The organism is Patescibacteria group bacterium (assembly GCA_040753135.1).
Lineage (GTDB): Bacteria > Patescibacteriota > Minisyncoccia > UBA6257 > Brennerbacteraceae > JBFMGR01.
Window position 1 is genome coordinate 1 of sequence record JBFMGR010000001.1, and the last position, 19027, is coordinate 19027.

Sequence of the window (19027 nt, forward strand, 5' to 3'; positions counted from 1 at the left end):
TTGGTTATCTGGGCAAAAACCAAGCTTTGCCAATAGTGATTAAGGGCTTGAAAAAGCTTGAATATCGGGGCTATGATTCGTTTGGTTTTGCCGTGTTTGATAAAGAAAAAAATTATCTTTATCTTAAAAAAACAACCAAACGGATTAAGGATTTTGAGAAAAATATAGATTTTAAGCAAAAAGGCAAAGTGGCAATCTCGCAGACAAGATGGGCAACCCATGGTGGAGTTTCAAACAAAAACGCCCATCCGCATCTTGATTGCGCTAAAAATATCTTTGTTGTTCATAACGGCATTATTGAAAACTTTGAAGAGATAAAAAAATTTTTGCTTAAGAAGAACCATCAGTTTAGGTCTGAAACCGATACCGAAGTCATCCCTCATTTAATTGAAGAATATCTAAACCAAGGCATCGATTATGAATCAGCGGTTTTAAAAACCCTGAACGACCTTCGGGGCAGTTTTGCTTTGGTAATTTTTAACAAAGCCGAACCGGAAAAATTAATCGGGGCAAGGATTTCCAGCCCGTTGGTTTTAGGTGTAGGCAAGGATGAATATATTTTTGCTTCAGATCCTAATGCGATTAATTCTTGGGCAAGAAAAGCGGTCTTTTTAGACGACGGCGAGCTTGTTGTTGTCAGCCCGAGAGCTTATAAGATCAAAAACTTTTTAAACAATAAAAAAATAAATAAAAAAGCTCAAGCAATTAATTTTACCGCTATTGATGAAGGCAAGTCTGGTTTTGAGCATTTTATGCTCAAGGAGATTAAGCAAGAGCCAGAAGCAGTGAAAAATACTTTAAGGGGCAGGATTCTAAGAGATAAAACCAATGTTAAACTTGGCGGCTTAGAGCAGTACAGAAACGAACTAAAGAAAATAGAGAAAATTTTTATTGTTGCTTGCGGCACGGCTTATTATGCGGGTTTAGTTGGCAAATATCTGATTCAGGAGCTGGCCGGAATAGATGTTGAGGTTGAGGCAGCTTCAGAGTTTCGTTATGCCAAATTTATTCATCCGAAAAACAGCTTGGTAATTGCTATTTCTCAATCAGGAGAAACCGCAGATACCCTTGAAGCAGTCAAGTTGGCTAAAAGAGACGGGGTTTTAACTATGGGAATTGTTAATGTGGTTGGTTCAAGCTTGTCCCGGTTAGTTGACTTTGGCGTTTATACTTATGCTGGGCCAGAATATGCTGTAGCTTCAACCAAAGCTTTTGTTTCTCAAATTGCCGCCTTGGTTTTGGTTGGCGTATTTTTAGCCCGGCAGAGAAAGATGTCTTCTGTCCAGGCAAAGATTATCTTAAAAGAGTTAGCGAGTCTGCCGGAGAAAATTAACCAGATTTTCGAACAGGAAAAAACAATTAGGGCTTTGGCGAAAAAATATGCCAAATATAAGAACTTCCTTTATCTGGGGCGGAAATATCATTGGCCAATTAGTTTGGAGGGCGCCTTAAAGCTTAAAGAGATTGCTTATGTTCATTCAGAAGCCTACCCGGCCGGAGAGATGAAACACGGCCCGATTGCTTTGATTGATAAAAATTTTCCTACAGTGGTTTTGGCGCCTAGAGACAGTGTTTATGAAAAGATTATCTCCAATCTTCAGGAAATAAAAGCCCGTCACGGGAAAATTATTGTCCTGACAACAGCAGGCAATAAAGAGTTGGCGAAAAAAGCAGAAGCAGTGATTTATCTACCTAAGACTTTAGAATTGCTTCAACCAATCTTAACTGTGGTGCCTCTGCATCTGTTCGCTTATTATTTTGCCAAAGAATTAAAAAAAGATATTGACCGGCCAAGAAATTTAGCTAAATCAGTAACCGTAGAATAAAAGATAAATGGCTAAGCGAAAAAACAGAAAATCTGTTGTGGCGATGGGCGGTGGCACCGGCACTTATGCGGTTTTAACTGCTTTGAAAAAATATCCAGAACTGGATTTAAAAGCAGTTGTGGCAATGACTGATGATGGCGGTTCAACCGGAGTTTTGCGAGATGAGTTGGGGGTTCTGCCGCCCGGAGATATTCGCCAGTGTTTAGTGGCCTTGTCAGAAGCGCCGGAAACGGTCCGGGAGCTTTTAAATTATCGTTTTGATAACGGTTCTTTAAAGGGTCACAGCTTTGGCAATCTGTTTTTAAGCGCCTTGGAAAAGGTTAGCGGTTCGTTTGAAAAAGGCATTGCCGAGATTAGCAAAATTATCAGAATTAAAGGCGAGGTGATCCCGGTAGTTTTGAATAGCGTTAAATTGGCAATGGTTTTAAAGAATGGGACAGTGCTTGAAGGCGAGAGAAATATTACCCCGTCAGAGTTTATCCAGCCAATCGGGATTAAAAAATATTATCTTAAGCCAAAGGCGAAGATTAATCCGAAAGCCCAAAAGGCAACCTTAAACGCTAAAGCAATCATTATTGGCCCGGGCAACCTCTATACCAGCATTATTCCTTTGTTTTTAGTTGATGGCCTAAAGCAAACTTTAAAACAGTCAAAAGCGAAGAAGATTTTAATCATCAATTTAATCACTAAGTTTGGTCAGACAGACAACTTCTCTATTTTTGATTTTGTTGCCGAGATAGAGAAATTTCTTGGCAAAGGGATAATAGATTTGGCTGTTTTTAACACTCAAGAGCCGCAAGACCAGCTGATAAAAAGATATTTTCGTTTGGAAAAATCAAAGCCAATAGTTTTCAGGCTCCAAAAATCTAATCTGCCGGAAAAAGCAAGACCGCTCTCCAAAAACAGATTTGTCTTTAATCAGATCGAGTTCATTGGGGGGAATCTTATTGGCAACAATATTGCTGAACAAAGTGAGTCAGACCATTTGATTAAAAGAAACTTAATCCGCCATGACTATAAAAAACTGGGCAAGTTCTTATCCGAACTGATCTTTTCTTTAGACTGATTTTGTTTTAAAATAGTTTTTCTATGGAAACGAATTTGCCTAAGCACATTGCTTTTATTTTAGACGGAAATCGGCGCTGGGCCAAGAAAAGGGGATTGGCTTCTTATCTGGGCCATCAGCAAGGCGCGGAGACTTTAAAAAAACTGATTGAAACAGCCGATCAGCTTGGAATTGCTTATTTAACTTTTTGGGGCGGGTCAGTCAGCAATTTAACCGAACGCCCGAAAAACGAAACCAAAAAGCTTTTGGGCATTTACGAACAATACTTTAAAAAACTTTCAGCAAAAAAAGAACTTAAAGAAAAAGATATTCGGGTAAGGATTTTGGGCAACTGGAGAAAATATCTGCCCGAAAATCTGCAGACTATATTTTCCGAGATTAATAAAAAAACAAAAAATCATCAGACTTATCAGCTGACTTTTCTGATTGCTTATGACGGCAGAGAAGAGATGAAAGATTGTCTATCGCAAATAGCTAATAGTAAATTGAAAAATAAAAGCTTAAAAATAACCAAACAATTAATTCAGAAAAATCTCTGGACCGGGGAACTGCCCGAGGTTGATTTGGTAATCAGAACAGGAATTAAACAGGACCCGCATTGGTCAGCTGGATTTATGATGTGGCATTGTGCTAATTCCCAGTTTTATTTCACCAAAACTTTGTGGCCAGATTTTTCAGTCAGAGAGCTTAAAAAAGCAATTAGAAGTTATCAAAAAACTGAAAGGCGATTGGGCAAATAATTAAGGGCCTATAGTTAAGTGGTATAACGCGGCATTCGCATTGCCGTATCGGCGGTTCGACTCCGCCTAGGTCCACCATATTGAATTAGCCGCCTCGCCCAGTAGTTCGCCGCCGTCGGGCGGCGAGCGGGGCAATCATTTCCGACAAAGTTAGTTTTGGTGCCCGGGAGAGGATTTGAACCTCCACGTCTTGCGACACATGCACCTCAAGCATGCCTGTCTACCGATTCCAGCACCCGGGCTTGCTGTCATTATCCCTTAAACAAACGTTTTTTTCAACTTAAAACCTCTGCTTTTAAAGCAGAGGTTTTAAGTTTATTTTTCTTGTTCTTGAGTTTGGTTTGAAGCCTCTTGTTCTTTTGGTTGTTCGGCTGTTTTCTGGGTTACAGCGGTTTTCAATTTTGCTTTAATCTGTTTTCTTGATCTTTCTCTAATATAGTAAAGTTTTGCCCGCCTTGTTTTTGAGGTTTGCAAAATCTGAATTTTCTCAATTACCGGGGAGTGAAGCGGCCAGGTCATTTCCACGCCAACATCATTGATGCTGATTCTCCTGACCGTAAAAGTGCCATTTAGGGTTTTTTGGCCGTGCTTAACCGCAATGATAATGCCTTCAAAATAAGTGGTTCGCCATTTATCTTTTTCCTTAACTTTATACCAAACTTTAACTTTCATGCCCGATTTGAGTTCGGGCAGGTTGGTTTTGGCTAATTTTTTATGAATGGCTAAGATTTTCGTGCTGGTCATAATTTTTAGTAAAAACATAATATCATAAAATCACTCCAGGCGCAATCTGACTTTTTTATTTTAAAGTTAGGAGAAAATCGCTTAGATCTTTTGCTAGTGGCGCTTCAAAAAAATAATTAGTTTTATCAAGCTCAAACTCCAAAGATTTGGCATGCAAAAATACTCGGTTCAACTGGAGCCGATAACCTCTCGCTGTTTTGCCGCCGTATAGATAGTCGCTGATAATCGGGTGGCCGATCGCCGCCAAATGAACTCTAAGCTGATGAGTTCGGCCGGTTTTTGGTTTTAATTCAAGCAAAGAAAATATCTGATTCTGCTGATTTTTGTAAGTTTTTAAAACTTTCCATTCAGTTTTAGCTTCAGATAATTTTTGCCCTGGTCTTATTTTTGCGGTTCTTTTAGTCGAGACAGGGGATTTGGCGATCTTCAAATTTATTTCTCCTTTTTCTTTTGGCATTCTACCCAACACTAGAGTTAAATAGGTTTTCTCGACTTGTCGGGTTTGAAATAATTTTTTAAGCTTTTCAAAAGTTAGCTGATTTTTAGCAATAATCATTATTCCTGAAGTTTCTTTATCCAAACGATGGACAATCCCGGGCCGGATTTCCGGCTGATCGCCAACAGTTTTTATCCCCGGATATTTTTCAATCAACCAATCAATTAGAGTGTAAGATTTTAGATTTGAGATTTTGGATTTTTGAATATTTTTGGATTTTGATATTTGTTTGTTATTTGAAGTTTGATGCCCGGAGTTTCCTTCTGGTGTCGGATGAACCAGAAGGTTGGCCGGTTTGTCAATCACCAAAAAATCATTGCTTTCAAAAATAATTTCGATTTCTCTTTGATTTTTGTTCATTTTTATGGTATAATATAAATATAAGGGAGTTTTCAGCTTCCTTATTTTTGTTTATTGATATATTATTTTATCATTAATATCTATGTTGGATAAAGAAGATAAAGAAAAGAAAAAGTTTTCAGTTTCAGCGATTGCAGAGATGTTGTCTAATACGGTTCGGTTGTTGAAGATCGTTTGGCCTGAAAAAAAGTGGCTTTTTATCGGTTATGGAGCTGTTTCTTTTGTGTTGGCGCTTTTGCCGATTTCCAATGCCGGGGCTTACGGTTTGCTTATTAATGAACTGGTTCATTCAGTTGGAACAGGGGCCCTAACTGGTTCGTTGGTTTTTTGGCTGGCAGGGCTTTTGTTTTTGTATTTATTGAGATCTGTTCTTAATGATATTGATTGGTATCTTAATAAGCTTGTTTGGCTTTATCTAGAAGAGAAATCTCAATTTCTGGTTTTGGAAAAATTGGGCCATTTAGATGTGGCCAGTTTTGAAGATCCAAAGCAAAAAGATTTATTACAAAAAGTCTCTGAAAGCGGTACTTGGAGGATGCAGAGTTTTGCTGAACACAATTTTTATGCTTTGCAAAGAATTGTTGAGATTATTACTGCCGCAGTGGCGCTTTCATTTGCCAATTGGTGGATGTTTGTAATTATTGTTATTGGCATTATCCCTCAACTTGCTGTTGAGACTAGGTACGGGAAAACTATCTGGAGTATTCACGACGATAAGGCTGAAACAAAGCGGAAATTTTGGCATCTTGAATGGAAGTTTAAAAATGTTTCTTCGGCAATTGAGTTAAAAGTTTTTCAAAACATAAAATATCTTTTAGATTTGATTAGAAGGTTGTTTACCGAATTTCATCAGGAGCAGTATAAAAGTGATAAAAAACGGCTAAAAGAAGCGGTTTTTGCTGGGCTGCTCAAGCAGGTAAGTTTTGCTTCAATTTATGTTTATTTTGTTTATCAAGTTGTTTTCAGCGGTTTAGAGATAGGCACCTTTACATTTTTTATTGGCGCGGTAGGGACATTTTCCGGAGCCTTGACTGGTTTTTTCTGGATGCTGGGCAGGCATTATCAGGATAATCTTTTTGTCAGCGATGTCTTTAAATTCTTAGATATACCTGAAAATCTCAAAAAGCCAGAAAGAGGAATTGTTTTAAACCGAAAGAAAGCTCCAAAAATTGAGTTTGAAAATGTTTCTTTTATTTATCCCGGCACAGAAAACGAAGTCTTAAAAGATTTTTCTTTGGTAATAGAATCAGGGGAGAAGATTGCTTTTGTTGGGGCAAATGGCGCCGGGAAAACAACAATTATAAAACTTTTGTGCCGCTTTTATGATCCAACCAAAGGCAGAATTTTAATTGACGGGGTAGATTTAAAAAAGATTGATCTGGTCAGTTGGTATTCAATGCTTGGCGTTTTGTTTCAGGACTATTCTAACTATCATCTTGTGGCCAAAGAATCTATCGGGATAGGAAGAACTGATCTGGAGTTTTCATTGGAAAAAGCAAGAAAATCTGCCCAGAAAAGCGGTGCCCATAGTTTTATCTCTGAATGGGAAAAACAATATGAGCAACAGGTCGGCAAAGAGTTTGCCGGCGGAGTCGAGCCGTCAATCGGCCAATGGCAAAAATTGGCTTTGGCGCGGACTTTTTATCGCGATCCGGAAATTTATATCTTAGATGAACCGACGGCGTCAATCGACGCCGAGGCAGAAGCAAAGATATTCGAAAAATTAGAGAAACTGTCTAAAACAAAGACCGTGATGTTGATCTCTCATCGTTTTTCCACAGTGCGCCATGCCCAAAGAATCGCCGTAATTGAGAACGGGGAGATTACTGAATTAGGGAGCCATGAAGAATTATTAAAAAACAATAAAACTTATGCCCGATTGTTTAAGCTTCAGGCAAAAGGGTATCAATAATTTAGCAGGCGGCGCTGTGCGCCGCCTGCTAAATTATGCCCCAAACAAATGATGCGCGCGCTCCGACTCGGGCAGAAGGCCTTTTCAATCTGCCCCCGTAGATTTTTCTGGTGCGCGATGTAGGGATTGGACCTACGACCTCTTCGATGTCAACGAAGCGCTCTGCCACTGAGCTAATCGCGCTTAGAGTTTATTTTAGATTATTTGCTCGTTTTTGGCAATAATTTGTTAAGATTAATCTTGGATGAGAAAGATTTTCCTAATTCTTTTTGTTTTTAGCTTGCTGTTTGGCTTGAGTTTGATTTTGGGAATAAAAATCGGCAATCAGCCAGATGAGCTTATTGATTTCGAATCGCCATTGATTTTTCAATCCGAACCGAAACCAATCAGGGTTGTTTTTGTCGGTGATATTATGCTTTCTCGGGCAGTGGATAGATTAATGAAAAAAAATAATAACTATCAATTTCCGTTTTTAAGATCAGCCGAGTTTTTTCAAACCGCGGACATTGTTTTTGGTAATTTAGAGGGGCCGATTTCTGACCAAGGAGAAAATCTTGGTAGTATTTATTCTTTTCGGGCTGATCCCCGGGTGATTGAGGGACTGAAGCTGGCGAATTTTAATGTTCTCTCTCTGGCTAATAATCATATCTTGGACTGGGGCAGGAGAGCGCTGGTTCAAACAATTGAGCTTTTGAAGCAGAATAATATTTATTCTGTCGGCGCCGGCAGAAATTATTTAGAGGCAAATCAGCCGGTGATAATTGAGAAAAGCGGAATCAAGTTTGCCTTTTTAGCTTTTACCAATCTCTATCCAGAATCTTTGAAAGCTGATGAAACTAATCCAGGAATCAGCGATTTTGATTTAACTAAGGTTAAGGGGCAGATAAAGGAGTTAAAACAATCCGGATTGGCTGAAGTTATGGTTGTTTCTTTACACTGGGGAGAAGAGTATAAACAAGCGCCAAGCCCGGAACAGATTCGGATTGCCCATGAACTGGCTGAAGCTGGAGCAGATTTTATTATTGGCCATCATCCGCATGTGGTTCAGCGGGAGGAAAAATACCCCTCGATTTCGTTCGGGACAAGTAAAATTTCCTGGATATTTTACAGTCTGGGTAATTTTGTTTTTGACCAGAATTTTTCTGAAGAGACAATGAACGGGTTGGTTGTGGAATTAATCTTTAAATCAAGCCAAGATTTTGAGCCGAAGTTATATCAAGCAGAGATAAATGATTATTTTCAGCCGGAAATAAAAGAGTTTTAAAGCAATCAGCTGTGAATATTGAAATTTTGACAATTGTGTTATAATAAAAGCAAATAAATTTGCCCCTTATTTATTGGGAGTTCGGTCGGCTCCCAAACGGAAAAAATAATTAGGTCGTTAAACTAATTAAAAATAAAAAATGAATTCACTTAGTTTTATTGATTCGCTTAACAGCGCTTTGTTGCTGGTTTGGCAAGAGATTATTATTTATACGCCATTGGTTTTAGTGGCGTTGTTGGTTTTTGTTCTGGGCTTGATTGTGGCTAAGGGCTTAGGCAGTTTAGTGGAAAAGTTGTTAATGGCAACCAAGCTTGATCAGGGGTTGGCAAAAACCGGCTTGAGAACATTTTTTGATCGGGCCGGAATGCAGCTAAATTCAGCCAGATTTTTTGGCGAGTTGGTCAGATGGTTTATTATCCTGGCCTTTTTAATGGCCGCGGCTGATATTTTGAAATTAACCGCAGTGACTGGCGCGATTGAAAGACTGCTTTTCTATTTCCCCAAAGTTGTTGTTGCCGCAGTGGTAATGATTGTCACTTTATTTTTTGCCAATGTTACCCAAAAATTGGTTAAAAGCGCGATTTCAGGAGCCAATCTCAAAAACAGCGGCTTTGTCAGCGCTTTGGCTAAATGGGCAGTTCTGATCTTCGGACTTTTGATTGCTTTGAGAGAACTCCAGATCGCGGTTGATATTATCAACATTCTGTTTACCGGTTTGGTGGCAATGTTAGCAATCTCCGGCGGCTTGGCTTTTGGTTTGGGCGGCAAGGATTTTGCCCAAGATCTTTTAGCCGGCATTCGCCGCGATGTTGAAGAAAGATAGGTTTTAAAAACAGCAGAAATCACAGAAAAAACCCCGGTTGACGGGGTTTTTCTGTGCTAAAATATCTTTATGATTATTGTTGATGGCAAAAAAATCGCTGAAAAAGTTCTAAGGGGACTGAAACAGAGTCCGGTGAAAGAACAGCTTAAAAGAAAGAAAATCAGCGCGGTTGCGGTTGAGCCGAATCAGGAAACAGTTCATTTTTTAAAACAAAAACAGAAAATTGCCCAAGAACTAGGGCTTAATTTTGAGGTTTTGGAATTTCCCAAAAATTTGTCAATCAAAGAACTGGTTAATGAAATCAGGCAATTGGGACAAGATCCGGTGGTTGCCGGCATAATTATTCAACTGCCCCTGCCCCAGCATCTTGACCGGCAAGCTTTGTTTAATGCCGTGCCGGTGTTTAAGGATATTGACTTGCTTTCCGAGGAAGCTTTTCATCTGCTGTTTTTTGAAGCCGAAGAGATTTTACCTCCGGTTATTGGCGCGATTGACCGCATTTTTAAAGAACACCAACTGAATTTGACAAATAAATCCGCTGTAGTTTTGGGCGCCGGCAAATTAATCGGCATCCCCGCTTTAGCCTGGCTGGCTAAAAAAGGCGTTGAGGTTTGTTCTTTAAAGGATTGGTCTGATTCTGCTGAGTACTTTTTACCCCGGGCCGATATTTTGATTACCGGTTTAGGCAAGCCGGAGATTGTTAAGGCTGAATGCCTGAAAAACGGAGTTTGCGTTTTTGATGTTGGTTATAATTTAGTTAATGGCAAAATTAAAGGCGATGTTGATTTTGCTTCAGTCAGCAAAAAAGCAGAAATAATCACCCCGGTGCCAGGCGGAATTGGGCCTTTGGTTGTGGCTTGCTTGTTTGAGAATCTGTTCAGGCTTTATGAGAGATCTTTGGTTAATTAAGTTTTGCCAGAAATTGACACGATTTAATTAAGAGTTAAAATTAATCTAAATAATTAAAATAAAAAATATGAAACAATTCCTTATCGCTTTGGTCCTGTTTGGTTTTTTAGGCCAGAGTGCTTATGCGGGTTGGTTTGATCAAGCAGGCGATTTTCTGCTCGGTCAGATTAACCAGGTAGAAAGAGCTTTGGCGCCTGAAAAAATTCAGGAGTTAAAACAGGATTTATTCAAAGTTGAGTCCCAGGAACAGCGCCAGCAAAGACAGGAAATAAAACAGCAGATTCAGGAGCAAAGGCAGGAATTACAGCAAGAGACACAAGAGCAGCGCAAGAATTTGCGCTTAAGGGTTTTGGAAGTTAAAAAACAACCCTTAGCACAGCCTTTGGTGCCGACAGAGGTCAGGCGCGAATTGCTGAATAAAAAAGTTCAGACTCAAGAAGAGTTTTTGCAAAAGCGGGAAGAATGGCGCAACCAAATCCAGCAGCGCCAAGAAGAGTTCAGAGCCCAGATTCAGGAGAATCGGGCCGAACTAAAAACTTATATTGAAGAAAAACGGGTTGCTTTAAAAGAGCAGCTGCAGAATATCCGGGATGAGCGCAAGCAGGCGATTGTTGAGCGAATTGATCAAAGAATAGATGAACTGAATCAAAGAATGACCAATCATTTTTTGGCAGTTTTGGAAAAACTGGAAACCGTTTTGGAGCGGATTGGTTCCCGGGCCGATAAAGCCGAAGCCAATGGCCTTGATGTTTCCGCGGTTAGGTCAGCGATTACCGAAGCTGAACAGGCAATTGCCGCGGCCAGAACCGCTGTGGCAGAGCAATCAGGGAAGACCTATTTAATTAATATTACTGACGAGGAAAACTTGAAAGCTGATGTTGGCCAAGCCCGTCAAGCTTTGGCTGAAGATCTGAAAGCGGTCAGAGAAGTAATTAAATCAGCTCATGACGCAGTCCGTCGGGCCGCAGTAGCTTTAGCGCAGATTCCTCGGGTTGATGAACTGGAGATTGAGACAAGTCCGACCCCAGAGCCAGCAGATTAAATTAAAACTAATAAACTAAAACTATGAATAAGAAAAAAATTCTTTTGGCAATCGGACTGGTTGTTCTTTTGCTTGGTATCGGGCTTTATTTTTACTGGCAAACGAACCGGCAAAAAGGTTTAGAACAAGCAGTGCCGTCAGCTGAACCGATTCCATTGGAAGAGATAACCAGCGGCGACACCAGTTCAGCGATCCAGCAGGAGATTGAGAATATTGATTTGGGCGATCTGGACAGCGAACTCCAAGCGATTGACCAGGAACTGGAAAATCTATAGAAACTTTGACCCTGGTTGAATATTTATGTGTTTAAACGAGTGGGGCGGAATAGTCACCATTTTCAACTTTTAGCTATTTTCCAGAGTTTTTGGTAATCTATTTTGGGTCGGGACTCACTCGAAGAGAAATTAATTGTCCAGGATTTGATTTTTATTGCAATGAATTATTATTTATCAGTTTTAAAAAAATACGCGGAGTTTAATGGACGCGCCCGTAGAGCAGAGTATTGGTATTTTGTTCTATTTAACGCCATTATTATTTTTGGGTTAAATTTAGTAGAAACTTTGTTTGGTGGCGGAGGTATTTTGAGCGGGATTTATCAGCTAGCTGTGATAGTTCCAACTATTGCGGTCGGTGTCCGCAGAATGCATGACGTTAATAAGAGCGGTTGGTTCCTTTTAATTCCGATTTATAATTTTATCTTGACAGTTATTGATGGGACGAGGGGTGATAATAAATATGGCCCTGATCCAAAAGCAACAGGCACCAACGAGAATGTTGTTGTTTCCCAAAATTAAAAACTAGACTCGCCCCGTGGTAAACACGGGGCGAACCCTTGGTGGACCGTGCGAGAATTGAACTCGCGTCTCCCGCGTGCAAGGCGGGTGCACTGCCACTATGCTAACGGCCCCAAATCTCCAGCAGAATGAACAAAGCGCGGTGTTCTGCCAGCTGAACTACGAGCCCGGATTGGATTTAGCTTAGCTTAAATATTTTGGTTTTTCAATAAACAACCCCGCCACGTCAAACGTGGCGGGGTTGTTTATTGTATCCAATTAAAGCTATTTTTGAGGCAAAAATCTCATCATTGTGGTGCCGCAATCAGGGCAAACGCCTTTCATTGCCGGTCTGGTTTTGCCGCCTCTGGCATTGACCTTGGTTTCTTTGGCGTCTTTCATCTCTTTTTTTGCCTTGCATCTGACGCAGTATGCTTCCATAATTTTGTTTTAATGGCTTAATTCTTACTTAATAATAAACTATTTTTTAGATTAGTCAAATTTAATTCAGGTTTGGTCTTCTAAAGCAGTTTGAGCAGTAATTTCATTTTTGTTTCTTAAAATCTTAAAGCTGATTGGTTTGCCTTGATTCTTTTTCCTTAAAATCTGCTTTAAGCTGTTTTTCTGGGTGATTTTTTCATTGTCTGCTTCCAAAATGATGTCGCCTTCTTTTAAGCCGGCCCGGTCAGCCGGGCTATGGGGGATAACGCCTTGGCCGTCCGGTTCTGGCTCGCGCAAAATATAAGCGCCGTAATCAACCGGCAGGTTGTATTTTTGTTTAAGATCTTTATTTAAAGTAATATAGCGGATGCCAAGATAAAACCGCTTAATTTTGCCGAATTTTTTAATATCCGCCAAATCCTGTTTAATTAAGTCTATCGGGATGGCAAAGCCAATGTTTTCATAGCTGTTAATCATCGCGGTGTTAATTCCAATTGCTTTGCCGGATAAATTAATTAACGGTCCTCCGGAGTTGCCCGGGTTGATTGCTGCATCGGTCTGGATTAAACCTCTTAACTCAAAAGTTTGGTGATAAGCTTCGTCAGTAGCTAAGATATTCCGCGACAAGCCGGAAACAATTCCTGTGGAAACAGTCTTGTGTAAACCTCCGAGAACATTGCCAATGGCAATTACGGCTTCACCCAACTCTAATTTTGCCGAATTACCGAGTTTAATAAAAGGAGTTTTTTCTTTGGTTTTAATCTGAAGCAAAGCAATGTCATTGATTGGGTCGCGGCTAATCACTTCAGCGTAATATTTTTTTCCGTTCCAATTAAGCCAATAATCGCCGGCAGTTTCAAAAACTACATGCCGGTTAGTGGCAACCAGTCCGGAATTGTTGATAAAAAATCCTGAACCGGTTTCCAATTCGGTTAATTCTTGCTCTGTTGTTTTGTCCGCCAGATCGCCGATTTCCTTTGTCGGTTTGATTAAAATGATGCTGGCAACTGCCGGAGAGATTTTCTTAATAATTTTTGGAACTGAAGCCATTTTATTTAGTATAGCAAAACTTGTTTAAATTAAAACAATTTTGACTTTAGGGTTTGGCCGTGATAGATTATTTTAATTAACTAATAAATCAATGGAAAAACTGAAAAAACTTTTTAAAGAAAATAGTTTAAGCATTTTTGCTTTACTGGTTATGGGAGGAATTGTTTATTTGGCTGTTTCCCAGAGCCGCGTCCCTAAACAAGTAAAGCCGGCAATAGCAGAACCGCCCGGCTCCGGTCAATTAGCGAGCAATCCGAACATAGATGGTTGGCCGTTTTTGGGTAATCCAGACGCCAAAGTGGTTTTTGTTGAGTTTGGCGACTACCAATGCGGTTTTTGCGGCCGGTTTAATCAAGAAACTTTACCCGAATTAAAAGAAAAGTACATTGATACCGGCAAGATTAAGTTTGTTTATAAGGATTTCGTTATTTTTGGCGAGATTTCTAAGCTGGCAGCCCAGGCAGCCCATTGCGCCGGCGATCAGGGCAAATTTTTTGAGTACCATGATGAAATTTTTAACAACCAAGCCGATGGCTTAAATTCGGAATTGCTAAAAAATATTGCCAGCGACCTCGGTTTAAATAGTCAGGAATTTGATTCCTGTCTTGACTCCGGTAAATATGCCGATAAGGTGGATCAGTCAACCAATGAGGGCATTAGTTTCGGAATTGAAGGGACGCCAACCTCATTTATTAATGGCCAGCCGGTTCTTGGCGCCCAAGGACTTTCTGCTTTTGAGACAATCATTGATCCGCTTTTAGAAAGTAATTAAGAATAATTTAAAAAAGTTATGGAAGTAAAGATTTATACCACTTCAACCTGTCCTTATTGCCAGATGGCAAAGGCATTTATGAAAGAAAACGGAATTGAGTTTCAGGAGATTAATGTAGCTGAAGATCAGCAGGCGTTGACCCAGATGGTTCAAAAAAGCGGCCAGATGGGCGTGCCGGTAATTGAGATAGATGGCCAGATTGTGGTTGGTTTTGACCGGCCAAAATTAGCCCAATTGCTGGGAATTTAAAATCCTAAATTCTAATCTTTAAATAATATTAATCGGGCGCTTCCGATATGAAAGTAGATTTCCCTTTACTTAAAGCCATTTTTGATTTTGGTTGTTGGAATTTGTTTAGAAATTAGGAATTAGATATTGGGATTTTCAGTTTTATGTTTGAGGTAATTATTATTGGCGCTTCAGCGGCCGGAATTTCTTCAGCAATCTATCTTTCGCGACGGGGGATTAAACCGCTGATTTTAGGTTTTGAGCTTGGCGGAGAGATGGCTTTGTCAGGCGAAGTGGGGAATTATCCCGGCTTTGGTCAAACCAACGGAGTTGAGTTAACTGAAAAGTTTTTAAGCCATTTAAGGCAGTATCAGGCAGAGCCGGTTTTGGGGGTTAAGATAACCGGCCTGAAAAAAGCTGATGACGGTTTTACGGTTGAGGGCTGGAAAGATTCAGAAGCTAATCAGGTTAAATATCAAGCTAAAGCTGTGATTATCGCTTCGGGCGCTCATCCAAGAGAGTTAAATGTGCCCGGAGAAAAAGAGTTGCGCGGTAAAGGCGTGAGTTATTGCACTGTTTGTGACGGGCCGTTGTTTAAAGATAAAGTCGTGGTGATTATCGGCGGCGGCGATTCAGCCAATGAAGCCGGAATAATGATGAACGAAATTGCTCAAAAAACTTATCTGATAACGAAAAATCCGGAGATGAAAGGCGACCCGTCTTTGATCAGGCGTTTGAAAGAGTCAAAGAATGTTGAGATTATTCCGAAAGCGATGACAGAAAAAATTCTTGGCGACGGTTTTGTTTCCGGAATTGAGTATAAAGACCTGAGTTCAGGAGAAACAAAAACAATTCAGGCGCAGGGCGTGTTTATTCATATCGGTATGATCCCGAACTCGGATTTTGTTATGCCGGAATTGGCTAAAAATGAGCGGGGCGAGATTATTATTGATAAGTTTTGCCGGACCAATCTTCCCGGAGTTTTTGCTGCCGGGGATATCACTGATGTTCAGTATAAGCAGATCGGGATTGCGGTTGGTCAAGGAATCTGCGCCGGCTTATCCGCGGTTGATTATTTGAATAAACTGGACTAACTGAATTAATTAGTTTTTTCCGCCTTTCTTTTTTATCTCGCTTGATCTTGTTTTATCTTACTTCTATACTCTAGAGTATAGAAGTAAGGCGTTTTGTTCAATTTAAATAAACTGTTAAATTCACAGTAAAATAATATGCCAAGAAAGCGGCCGGAAACAATTGAAGAAATTGAAAGAAAAAGAATTTTAAATCAGTTTTGGACCATGGTCTCTCTTTTGGGAACCAAAGAAGAGGCGAAAAACTTTTTTAAAGACTTATTAAGCGAAACCGAAGCATTGATGCTGGCCAGGCGAATTGAAATTGCCCGATTGTTATTGCAAAACTGGAGTTATGAGGAGATTAAAAAAGAGCTTTCTACTGCTGCGGCCACAATCGCTTCGGTCCACCGCTGGCTTGAAGGCGGTTTTGGCGGTTACCAGAAGGAAATGAAAAAAATGGAACAAGTTGTATATGAAGAAGAAGCCGAGGCGCTGAAAAAAATTGAAGCCAATCATCCCTTTACCGGGATTGAATGGATGAAAAGAAAATATCCGTTCCATTTTCTTTTGGTGAGTCTTTTACAATTTGGGATTAAAGAAGATAAAAAGAAAAAAAGCCCTACGCCTACGCCTAAGCCTAAGAGGTAATTTTTAATTTTTACCCTACTTCTATACTCTAGAGTATAGAAGTGGGTAGTTTATGGCTGTTAGTTGATAAATGTTAGTTTGTGGCTGTGTTTTAACCGCAGACATCTGTCGGTTTATTAGTTGATAATTGATTATTAATTTTAATTATTGATAATATTGATAATAGATTATGTTTTGTCTGGTTTTAGATAATCTTCGCAGCGCCCTCAATGCTGGGGCGATTTTCCGGACCGCTGACGCTGTTGGCGTTGAAAGAATTTATCTTTGCGGCATCACCCCGCGCCCAAGCCAATCAGGTCGGGCAGGCAAAGATCTGGCTAAGACCGCTTTGGGAGCGGAAAAGCATCTTGCTTGGGAATATAAAAAGCGCGCTGGCGATGCGATTAACCAGTTAAAAAAACAAAGGTTTAAGATTATTGCTTTGGAGCAGGATAAAAAAGCGGTTGATGTTTTTAAGTTTCGGCTAGGCAAAAAGCAAAAAATCGCTCTGGTTTTGGGCAATGAAGTTAGGGGCATTTCTAAAAACATCTTGAAAAAATGTGATAAAATAATTTATATTCCGATGTTCGGCAAAAAAGAATCTTTAAATGTTGCTGTGGCATTTGGAATAGCAAGTTATTGCCTAAAATTCAGAAAATGAATTTTAGCAAGCCCTAAATCCAAAATCCTAAACCCTAAATAAATTCCAATAACCGAATCTTAAATTCTTAAACAGCTTAAAATTTTTAATATTTCGAATTTAGTTATTATTTAGAAATTAGATATTAAAAATTAGGATTTCCTAAATTTATTAAAAACAAATTTATGGCTGATTGCGTTTTTTGCAAAATCGTTTCCGGCGAGATTCCGTCAATAAAGATTTTTGAAGATGAAAAAACTCTGGCCTTTTTAGATATTAATCCTTTAACCTACGGCCATTGCTTGATAATTCCTAAAGAGCATTATGAAGATGTTTTTGATATTCCGTTTGATGGTTTGAAAACGGTGATTTCAAACGCGAAAACTCTGGCTAATAATATTAAAAGTTCTCTCTCTGCCAAGGGCGTTAATTTGGTTAATGCCTCTGGAGAAGCGGCCGGCCAATCAGTGCCGCATTTCCACATTCATATTATCCCTAGATACGAGGATGATAAATTAGAGTTTAATCAATGGTGGCAGTCTAAAGCTAAACAAGCCGGTCCCGAAGAACTAAAAAAATTGGCCGAGCAAATTAAAAAAGATAATTATAGGAATTAAAAAATTATGACTAAACCTTTGAGGATTGCGATTAATGGTTTTGGCCGGATCGGCCGGCTGGTCTTCCGATTGGGGTTTGGCGATCCGGATTTTGAGTTTGTTGCTTTAAACGATCTGGGCGAACCGGAAAATATGCTCTATCTGCTGAAATACGACACTGTTTATGGCAGATACGGGAAAGAATTAGGGATTAAGAATAATGAATTAAGCGTTGGCAAAGCAAAAAGTTCTGCCCAGCTAGTGATCGGCGGCAAAGAATTGCCCCTTTTTCAGGAAAAAGAGCCGCTAAATCTTCCCTGGCAAGAGCTGGACATAGATTTGGTGATTGAGTCAACCGGAGCGTTTGAGTCTTATGAAAAAGCTAAAGTTCACTTGGATGCCGGCGCTAAAAGAATTTTATTGTCTGCGCCGTCAAAAGATGAAGATGGCGAAAATGGCAAAACAGTTTTAATTGGGGTTAATGAAGATGATTTAAAAACTTGTTTGATTTCGTCAAACGGTTCTTGCACGACTAATTCGGCCCATCCGGTGATTCAGATTTTGTCAGAGAAAATCGGGATTAAAAAAGCGATTTTATCAACTGTTCACGGCTATACCGCCACTCAAAATCTTGTTGACGGACCGGTTAAGGGGCACGATTTGAGGCGCGGCCGGGCCGCTGGCCAAAACATTGTTCCGTCAACTACTGGCGCGGCAACCACAGTAACTAAAGCAGTAAAGGAATTGGCCGGCAGGTTTGATGGGATTGCTTTTCGGGTGCCGGTAGTAGCTGGTTCAATTGCAGATATTACTATGTTGATGACGCGGGAGACTACCCCGGAGGAAATTAATCAAATTTTGGAAGAAGCAGCCAAAGAACCGCGCTGGAACAAAATAATGAAAACCACTAACGAGCCGTTGGTGTCCTCAGATATTGTTGGTCAGGCCTATGGCGCGATCGTTGATTTAGGTTTTACTAAAGTCGTTGATGGGGATTTAGTTAAGGTGCTGTCTTGGTATGATAATGAGATGGGGTACACTCGAACATTGATTGAACACGCTCGCGCTATAAAACGAGTTTTATAGCAATTTTCAGTTTTCAATTCTTAGTTTTCATTGAATTTTCAGTTTGAGAATTTTCAAATTGAGTTATTGATTGGGAATTGGAAATTGGTAATTGGGAATTAATAAACTATGTTATACATAATCAGTGATCATCGCGGGTTTGAATTGAAAGAAAAAATCAAACAATATCTTTCAAACAAAGGTATCGAGTTTGAAGACTTGGGCGCTTTTGAATATATCCAGGGCGATGATTATCCTGATTATGCTAAGAAATTGGCAGAGAAAATTTTAGCAGGCAAGGAAAATTTAGGCGTTGCTCTATGCGGTTCAGGCGCGGGAATGACAATCGCTTTAAACCGATTCAGGGGGGTTTTCGCTGGTTTAGCCGCTAATCCGAAAATGGCGCGGGCAAACAAACAAGAAGACAATATCAATGTCTTGGTTTTGCCGGCTAATTTTATTGATGAGAAAACTGCGCTAGAATCAGTTAATGCGTTTTTAATTGCAGAGTTTGATAACGCTGAACGTAGAATCAGGCGGTTGAAAAAAATTGAAGAGTTGAATTAAATCGCGCAAAGAG

General features: G+C 39.8%; 22 protein-coding genes and 4 tRNA genes. 19 read left to right on the forward strand and 7 right to left on the reverse strand.

Translation table 11 applies throughout. The features are described 5' to 3' along the window. The 4 genes from glmS to AB1721_00020 form a co-directional block, all read left to right on the forward strand. Positions 1–1826: glutamine--fructose-6-phosphate transaminase (isomerizing) (gene glmS, locus AB1721_00005; protein ID MEW5805107.1), on the forward strand; the 1826-nt coding region annotated here is incomplete at its 5' end. 7 nt (positions 1827–1833) lie between these two features. Beyond that, positions 1834–2892, forward strand: coding sequence for a gluconeogenesis factor YvcK family protein (locus AB1721_00010; protein ID MEW5805108.1), 1059 nt, complete (start codon positions 1834–1836; stop codon positions 2890–2892). A 23-nt stretch (positions 2893–2915) separates the two neighbouring features. Beyond that, positions 2916–3632, forward strand: a complete 717-nt coding sequence (gene uppS / locus AB1721_00015) for a polyprenyl diphosphate synthase (protein MEW5805109.1) — start codon at positions 2916–2918, stop codon at positions 3630–3632. A 4-nt stretch (positions 3633–3636) separates the two neighbouring features. Beyond that, positions 3637–3710: transfer RNA gene (locus AB1721_00020), tRNA-Ala, on the forward strand. A 79-nt stretch (positions 3711–3789) separates the two neighbouring features. Here AB1721_00020 and AB1721_00025 read toward each other — a convergent pair. From AB1721_00025 to AB1721_00035, 3 genes are all read right to left on the reverse strand, one after another. Then, positions 3790–3874: transfer RNA gene (locus AB1721_00025), tRNA-Leu, on the reverse strand. 73 nt (positions 3875–3947) lie between these two features. Next, positions 3948–4376 (reverse strand): 50S ribosomal protein L19, encoded by a 429-nt coding sequence (gene rplS / locus AB1721_00030; GenBank protein MEW5805110.1) that lies wholly within the window; start codon positions 4374–4376, stop codon positions 3948–3950. A gap of 55 nt (positions 4377–4431) precedes the next feature. Continuing rightward, positions 4432–5232, reverse strand: a complete 801-nt coding sequence (locus AB1721_00035) for an RluA family pseudouridine synthase (GenBank protein MEW5805111.1) — start codon at positions 5230–5232, stop codon at positions 4432–4434. 82 nt (positions 5233–5314) lie between these two features. On the opposite strand from AB1721_00035, the gene AB1721_00040 reads away from it, so the two are divergent. Beyond that, the gene (locus tag AB1721_00040; protein ID MEW5805112.1) at positions 5315–7144 is read left to right on the forward strand and encodes an ABC transporter ATP-binding protein; all 1830 of its coding nucleotides are present in this window, start codon (positions 5315–5317) and stop codon (positions 7142–7144) included. A gap of 108 nt (positions 7145–7252) precedes the next feature. On the opposite strand, the gene AB1721_00045 is transcribed toward AB1721_00040, so the two are convergent. After that, positions 7253–7327: transfer RNA gene (locus AB1721_00045), tRNA-Val, on the reverse strand. A gap of 61 nt (positions 7328–7388) precedes the next feature. Here AB1721_00045 and AB1721_00050 point away from each other — a divergent pair. The 6 genes from AB1721_00050 (at position 7389) to AB1721_00075 (ending at position 11976) form a co-directional block, all read left to right on the forward strand. After that, positions 7389–8408, forward strand: coding sequence for a CapA family protein (locus AB1721_00050; protein MEW5805113.1), 1020 nt, complete (start codon positions 7389–7391; stop codon positions 8406–8408). 139 nt (positions 8409–8547) lie between these two features. Beyond that, positions 8548–9231, forward strand: coding sequence for a hypothetical protein (locus AB1721_00055; GenBank protein MEW5805114.1), 684 nt, complete (start codon positions 8548–8550; stop codon positions 9229–9231). A gap of 69 nt (positions 9232–9300) precedes the next feature. Further along, positions 9301–10140: a bifunctional 5,10-methylenetetrahydrofolate dehydrogenase/5,10-methenyltetrahydrofolate cyclohydrolase gene (locus AB1721_00060; GenBank protein ID MEW5805115.1), complete on the forward strand. Its 840-nt coding sequence runs from the start codon at positions 9301–9303 to the stop codon at positions 10138–10140. A gap of 67 nt (positions 10141–10207) precedes the next feature. Further along, a complete protein-coding gene (locus tag AB1721_00065) occupies positions 10208–11182 on the forward strand; it encodes a hypothetical protein (protein ID MEW5805116.1) in 975 nt (324 codons plus the stop codon). 23 nt (positions 11183–11205) lie between these two features. Then, the gene (locus AB1721_00070) at positions 11206–11457 is read left to right on the forward strand and encodes a hypothetical protein (GenBank protein ID MEW5805117.1); all 252 of its coding nucleotides are present in this window, start codon (positions 11206–11208) and stop codon (positions 11455–11457) included. 159 nt (positions 11458–11616) lie between these two features. Next, entirely contained in the window at positions 11617–11976 is a 360-nt protein-coding gene (locus AB1721_00075; protein MEW5805118.1) for a DUF805 domain-containing protein, read from the forward strand. Positions 11977–12015: 39 nt separating this feature from the next. Here AB1721_00075 and AB1721_00080 read toward each other — a convergent pair. From AB1721_00080 to AB1721_00090, 3 genes are all read right to left on the reverse strand, one after another. After that, positions 12016–12089, reverse strand: a tRNA-Ala gene (locus AB1721_00080). A gap of 151 nt (positions 12090–12240) precedes the next feature. Beyond that, entirely contained in the window at positions 12241–12396 is a 156-nt protein-coding gene (locus AB1721_00085; GenBank protein MEW5805119.1) for a DUF5679 domain-containing protein, read from the reverse strand. A gap of 66 nt (positions 12397–12462) precedes the next feature. Next, on the reverse strand, positions 12463–13446 hold the full coding sequence (locus tag AB1721_00090) for a trypsin-like peptidase domain-containing protein (protein ID MEW5805120.1): 984 nt from the start codon (positions 13444–13446) through the stop codon (positions 12463–12465). A gap of 91 nt (positions 13447–13537) precedes the next feature. Between AB1721_00090 and AB1721_00095 the strand changes: the two genes are divergently transcribed. The 8 genes from AB1721_00095 (at position 13538) to AB1721_00130 (ending at position 19014) form a co-directional block, all read left to right on the forward strand. Further along, the gene (locus AB1721_00095) at positions 13538–14218 is read left to right on the forward strand and encodes a DsbA family protein (protein MEW5805121.1); all 681 of its coding nucleotides are present in this window, start codon (positions 13538–13540) and stop codon (positions 14216–14218) included. A gap of 18 nt (positions 14219–14236) precedes the next feature. Then, a complete protein-coding gene (locus AB1721_00100; protein MEW5805122.1) occupies positions 14237–14467 on the forward strand; it encodes a glutaredoxin family protein in 231 nt (76 codons plus the stop codon). Between the two features lie 143 nt (positions 14468–14610). After that, positions 14611–15540, forward strand: a complete 930-nt coding sequence (locus AB1721_00105) for an FAD-dependent oxidoreductase (GenBank protein MEW5805123.1) — start codon at positions 14611–14613, stop codon at positions 15538–15540. Between the two features lie 135 nt (positions 15541–15675). After that, positions 15676–16167: a YerC/YecD family TrpR-related protein gene (locus AB1721_00110; GenBank protein ID MEW5805124.1), complete on the forward strand. Its 492-nt coding sequence runs from the start codon at positions 15676–15678 to the stop codon at positions 16165–16167. A gap of 169 nt (positions 16168–16336) precedes the next feature. Further along, positions 16337–16807 (forward strand): RNA methyltransferase, encoded by a 471-nt coding sequence (locus AB1721_00115; GenBank protein ID MEW5805125.1) that lies wholly within the window; start codon positions 16337–16339, stop codon positions 16805–16807. 164 nt (positions 16808–16971) lie between these two features. Further along, positions 16972–17403 carry an HIT family protein gene (locus tag AB1721_00120; GenBank protein MEW5805126.1) on the forward strand — a complete coding sequence of 144 codons (432 nt, stop codon included), beginning with the start codon at positions 16972–16974 and terminating at the stop codon, positions 17401–17403. Positions 17404–17409: 6 nt separating this feature from the next. Beyond that, positions 17410–18468 (forward strand): glyceraldehyde 3-phosphate dehydrogenase NAD-binding domain-containing protein, encoded by a 1059-nt coding sequence (locus AB1721_00125; protein ID MEW5805127.1) that lies wholly within the window; start codon positions 17410–17412, stop codon positions 18466–18468. 108 nt (positions 18469–18576) lie between these two features. Next, a complete protein-coding gene (locus tag AB1721_00130) occupies positions 18577–19014 on the forward strand; it encodes an RpiB/LacA/LacB family sugar-phosphate isomerase (protein MEW5805128.1) in 438 nt (145 codons plus the stop codon). Positions 19015–19027: the final 13 nt, after the last annotated feature.

Excerpts from the sequence above, each read along its gene's own strand:
- AB1721_00105 (MEW5805123.1), top strand. The coding sequence starts at position 14,611 with ATGTTTGAGGTAATTATTATTGGCGCTTCAGCGGCCGGAATTTCTTCA.
- AB1721_00120 (MEW5805126.1), top strand. The coding sequence starts at position 16,972 with ATGGCTGATTGCGTTTTTTGCAAAATCGTTTCCGGCGAGATTCCGTCA.
- AB1721_00035 (MEW5805111.1), bottom strand. The coding sequence starts at position 5,232 with ATGAACAAAAATCAAAGAGAAATCGAAATTATTTTTGAAAGCAATGAT.
- AB1721_00075 (MEW5805118.1), top strand. The coding sequence starts at position 11,617 with ATGAATTATTATTTATCAGTTTTAAAAAAATACGCGGAGTTTAATGGA.
- AB1721_00010 (MEW5805108.1), top strand. The coding sequence starts at position 1,834 with ATGGCTAAGCGAAAAAACAGAAAATCTGTTGTGGCGATGGGCGGTGGC.
- AB1721_00070 (MEW5805117.1), top strand. The coding sequence starts at position 11,206 with ATGAATAAGAAAAAAATTCTTTTGGCAATCGGACTGGTTGTTCTTTTG.
- AB1721_00095 (MEW5805121.1), top strand. The coding sequence starts at position 13,538 with ATGGAAAAACTGAAAAAACTTTTTAAAGAAAATAGTTTAAGCATTTTT.
- AB1721_00050 (MEW5805113.1), top strand. The coding sequence starts at position 7,389 with ATGAGAAAGATTTTCCTAATTCTTTTTGTTTTTAGCTTGCTGTTTGGC.
- AB1721_00115 (MEW5805125.1), top strand. The coding sequence starts at position 16,337 with ATGTTTTGTCTGGTTTTAGATAATCTTCGCAGCGCCCTCAATGCTGGG.
- uppS (MEW5805109.1), top strand. The coding sequence starts at position 2,916 with ATGGAAACGAATTTGCCTAAGCACATTGCTTTTATTTTAGACGGAAAT.
- AB1721_00060 (MEW5805115.1), top strand. The coding sequence starts at position 9,301 with ATGATTATTGTTGATGGCAAAAAAATCGCTGAAAAAGTTCTAAGGGGA.
- AB1721_00090 (MEW5805120.1), bottom strand. The coding sequence starts at position 13,446 with ATGGCTTCAGTTCCAAAAATTATTAAGAAAATCTCTCCGGCAGTTGCC.
- AB1721_00065 (MEW5805116.1), top strand. The coding sequence starts at position 10,208 with ATGAAACAATTCCTTATCGCTTTGGTCCTGTTTGGTTTTTTAGGCCAG.
- AB1721_00040 (MEW5805112.1), top strand. The coding sequence starts at position 5,315 with ATGTTGGATAAAGAAGATAAAGAAAAGAAAAAGTTTTCAGTTTCAGCG.
- AB1721_00055 (MEW5805114.1), top strand. The coding sequence starts at position 8,548 with ATGAATTCACTTAGTTTTATTGATTCGCTTAACAGCGCTTTGTTGCTG.
- rplS (MEW5805110.1), bottom strand. The coding sequence starts at position 4,376 with ATGACCAGCACGAAAATCTTAGCCATTCATAAAAAATTAGCCAAAACC.
- AB1721_00085 (MEW5805119.1), bottom strand. The coding sequence starts at position 12,396 with ATGGAAGCATACTGCGTCAGATGCAAGGCAAAAAAAGAGATGAAAGAC.
- AB1721_00125 (MEW5805127.1), top strand. The coding sequence starts at position 17,410 with ATGACTAAACCTTTGAGGATTGCGATTAATGGTTTTGGCCGGATCGGC.
- AB1721_00130 (MEW5805128.1), top strand. The coding sequence starts at position 18,577 with ATGTTATACATAATCAGTGATCATCGCGGGTTTGAATTGAAAGAAAAA.
- AB1721_00110 (MEW5805124.1), top strand. The coding sequence starts at position 15,676 with ATGCCAAGAAAGCGGCCGGAAACAATTGAAGAAATTGAAAGAAAAAGA.
- AB1721_00100 (MEW5805122.1), top strand. The coding sequence starts at position 14,237 with ATGGAAGTAAAGATTTATACCACTTCAACCTGTCCTTATTGCCAGATG.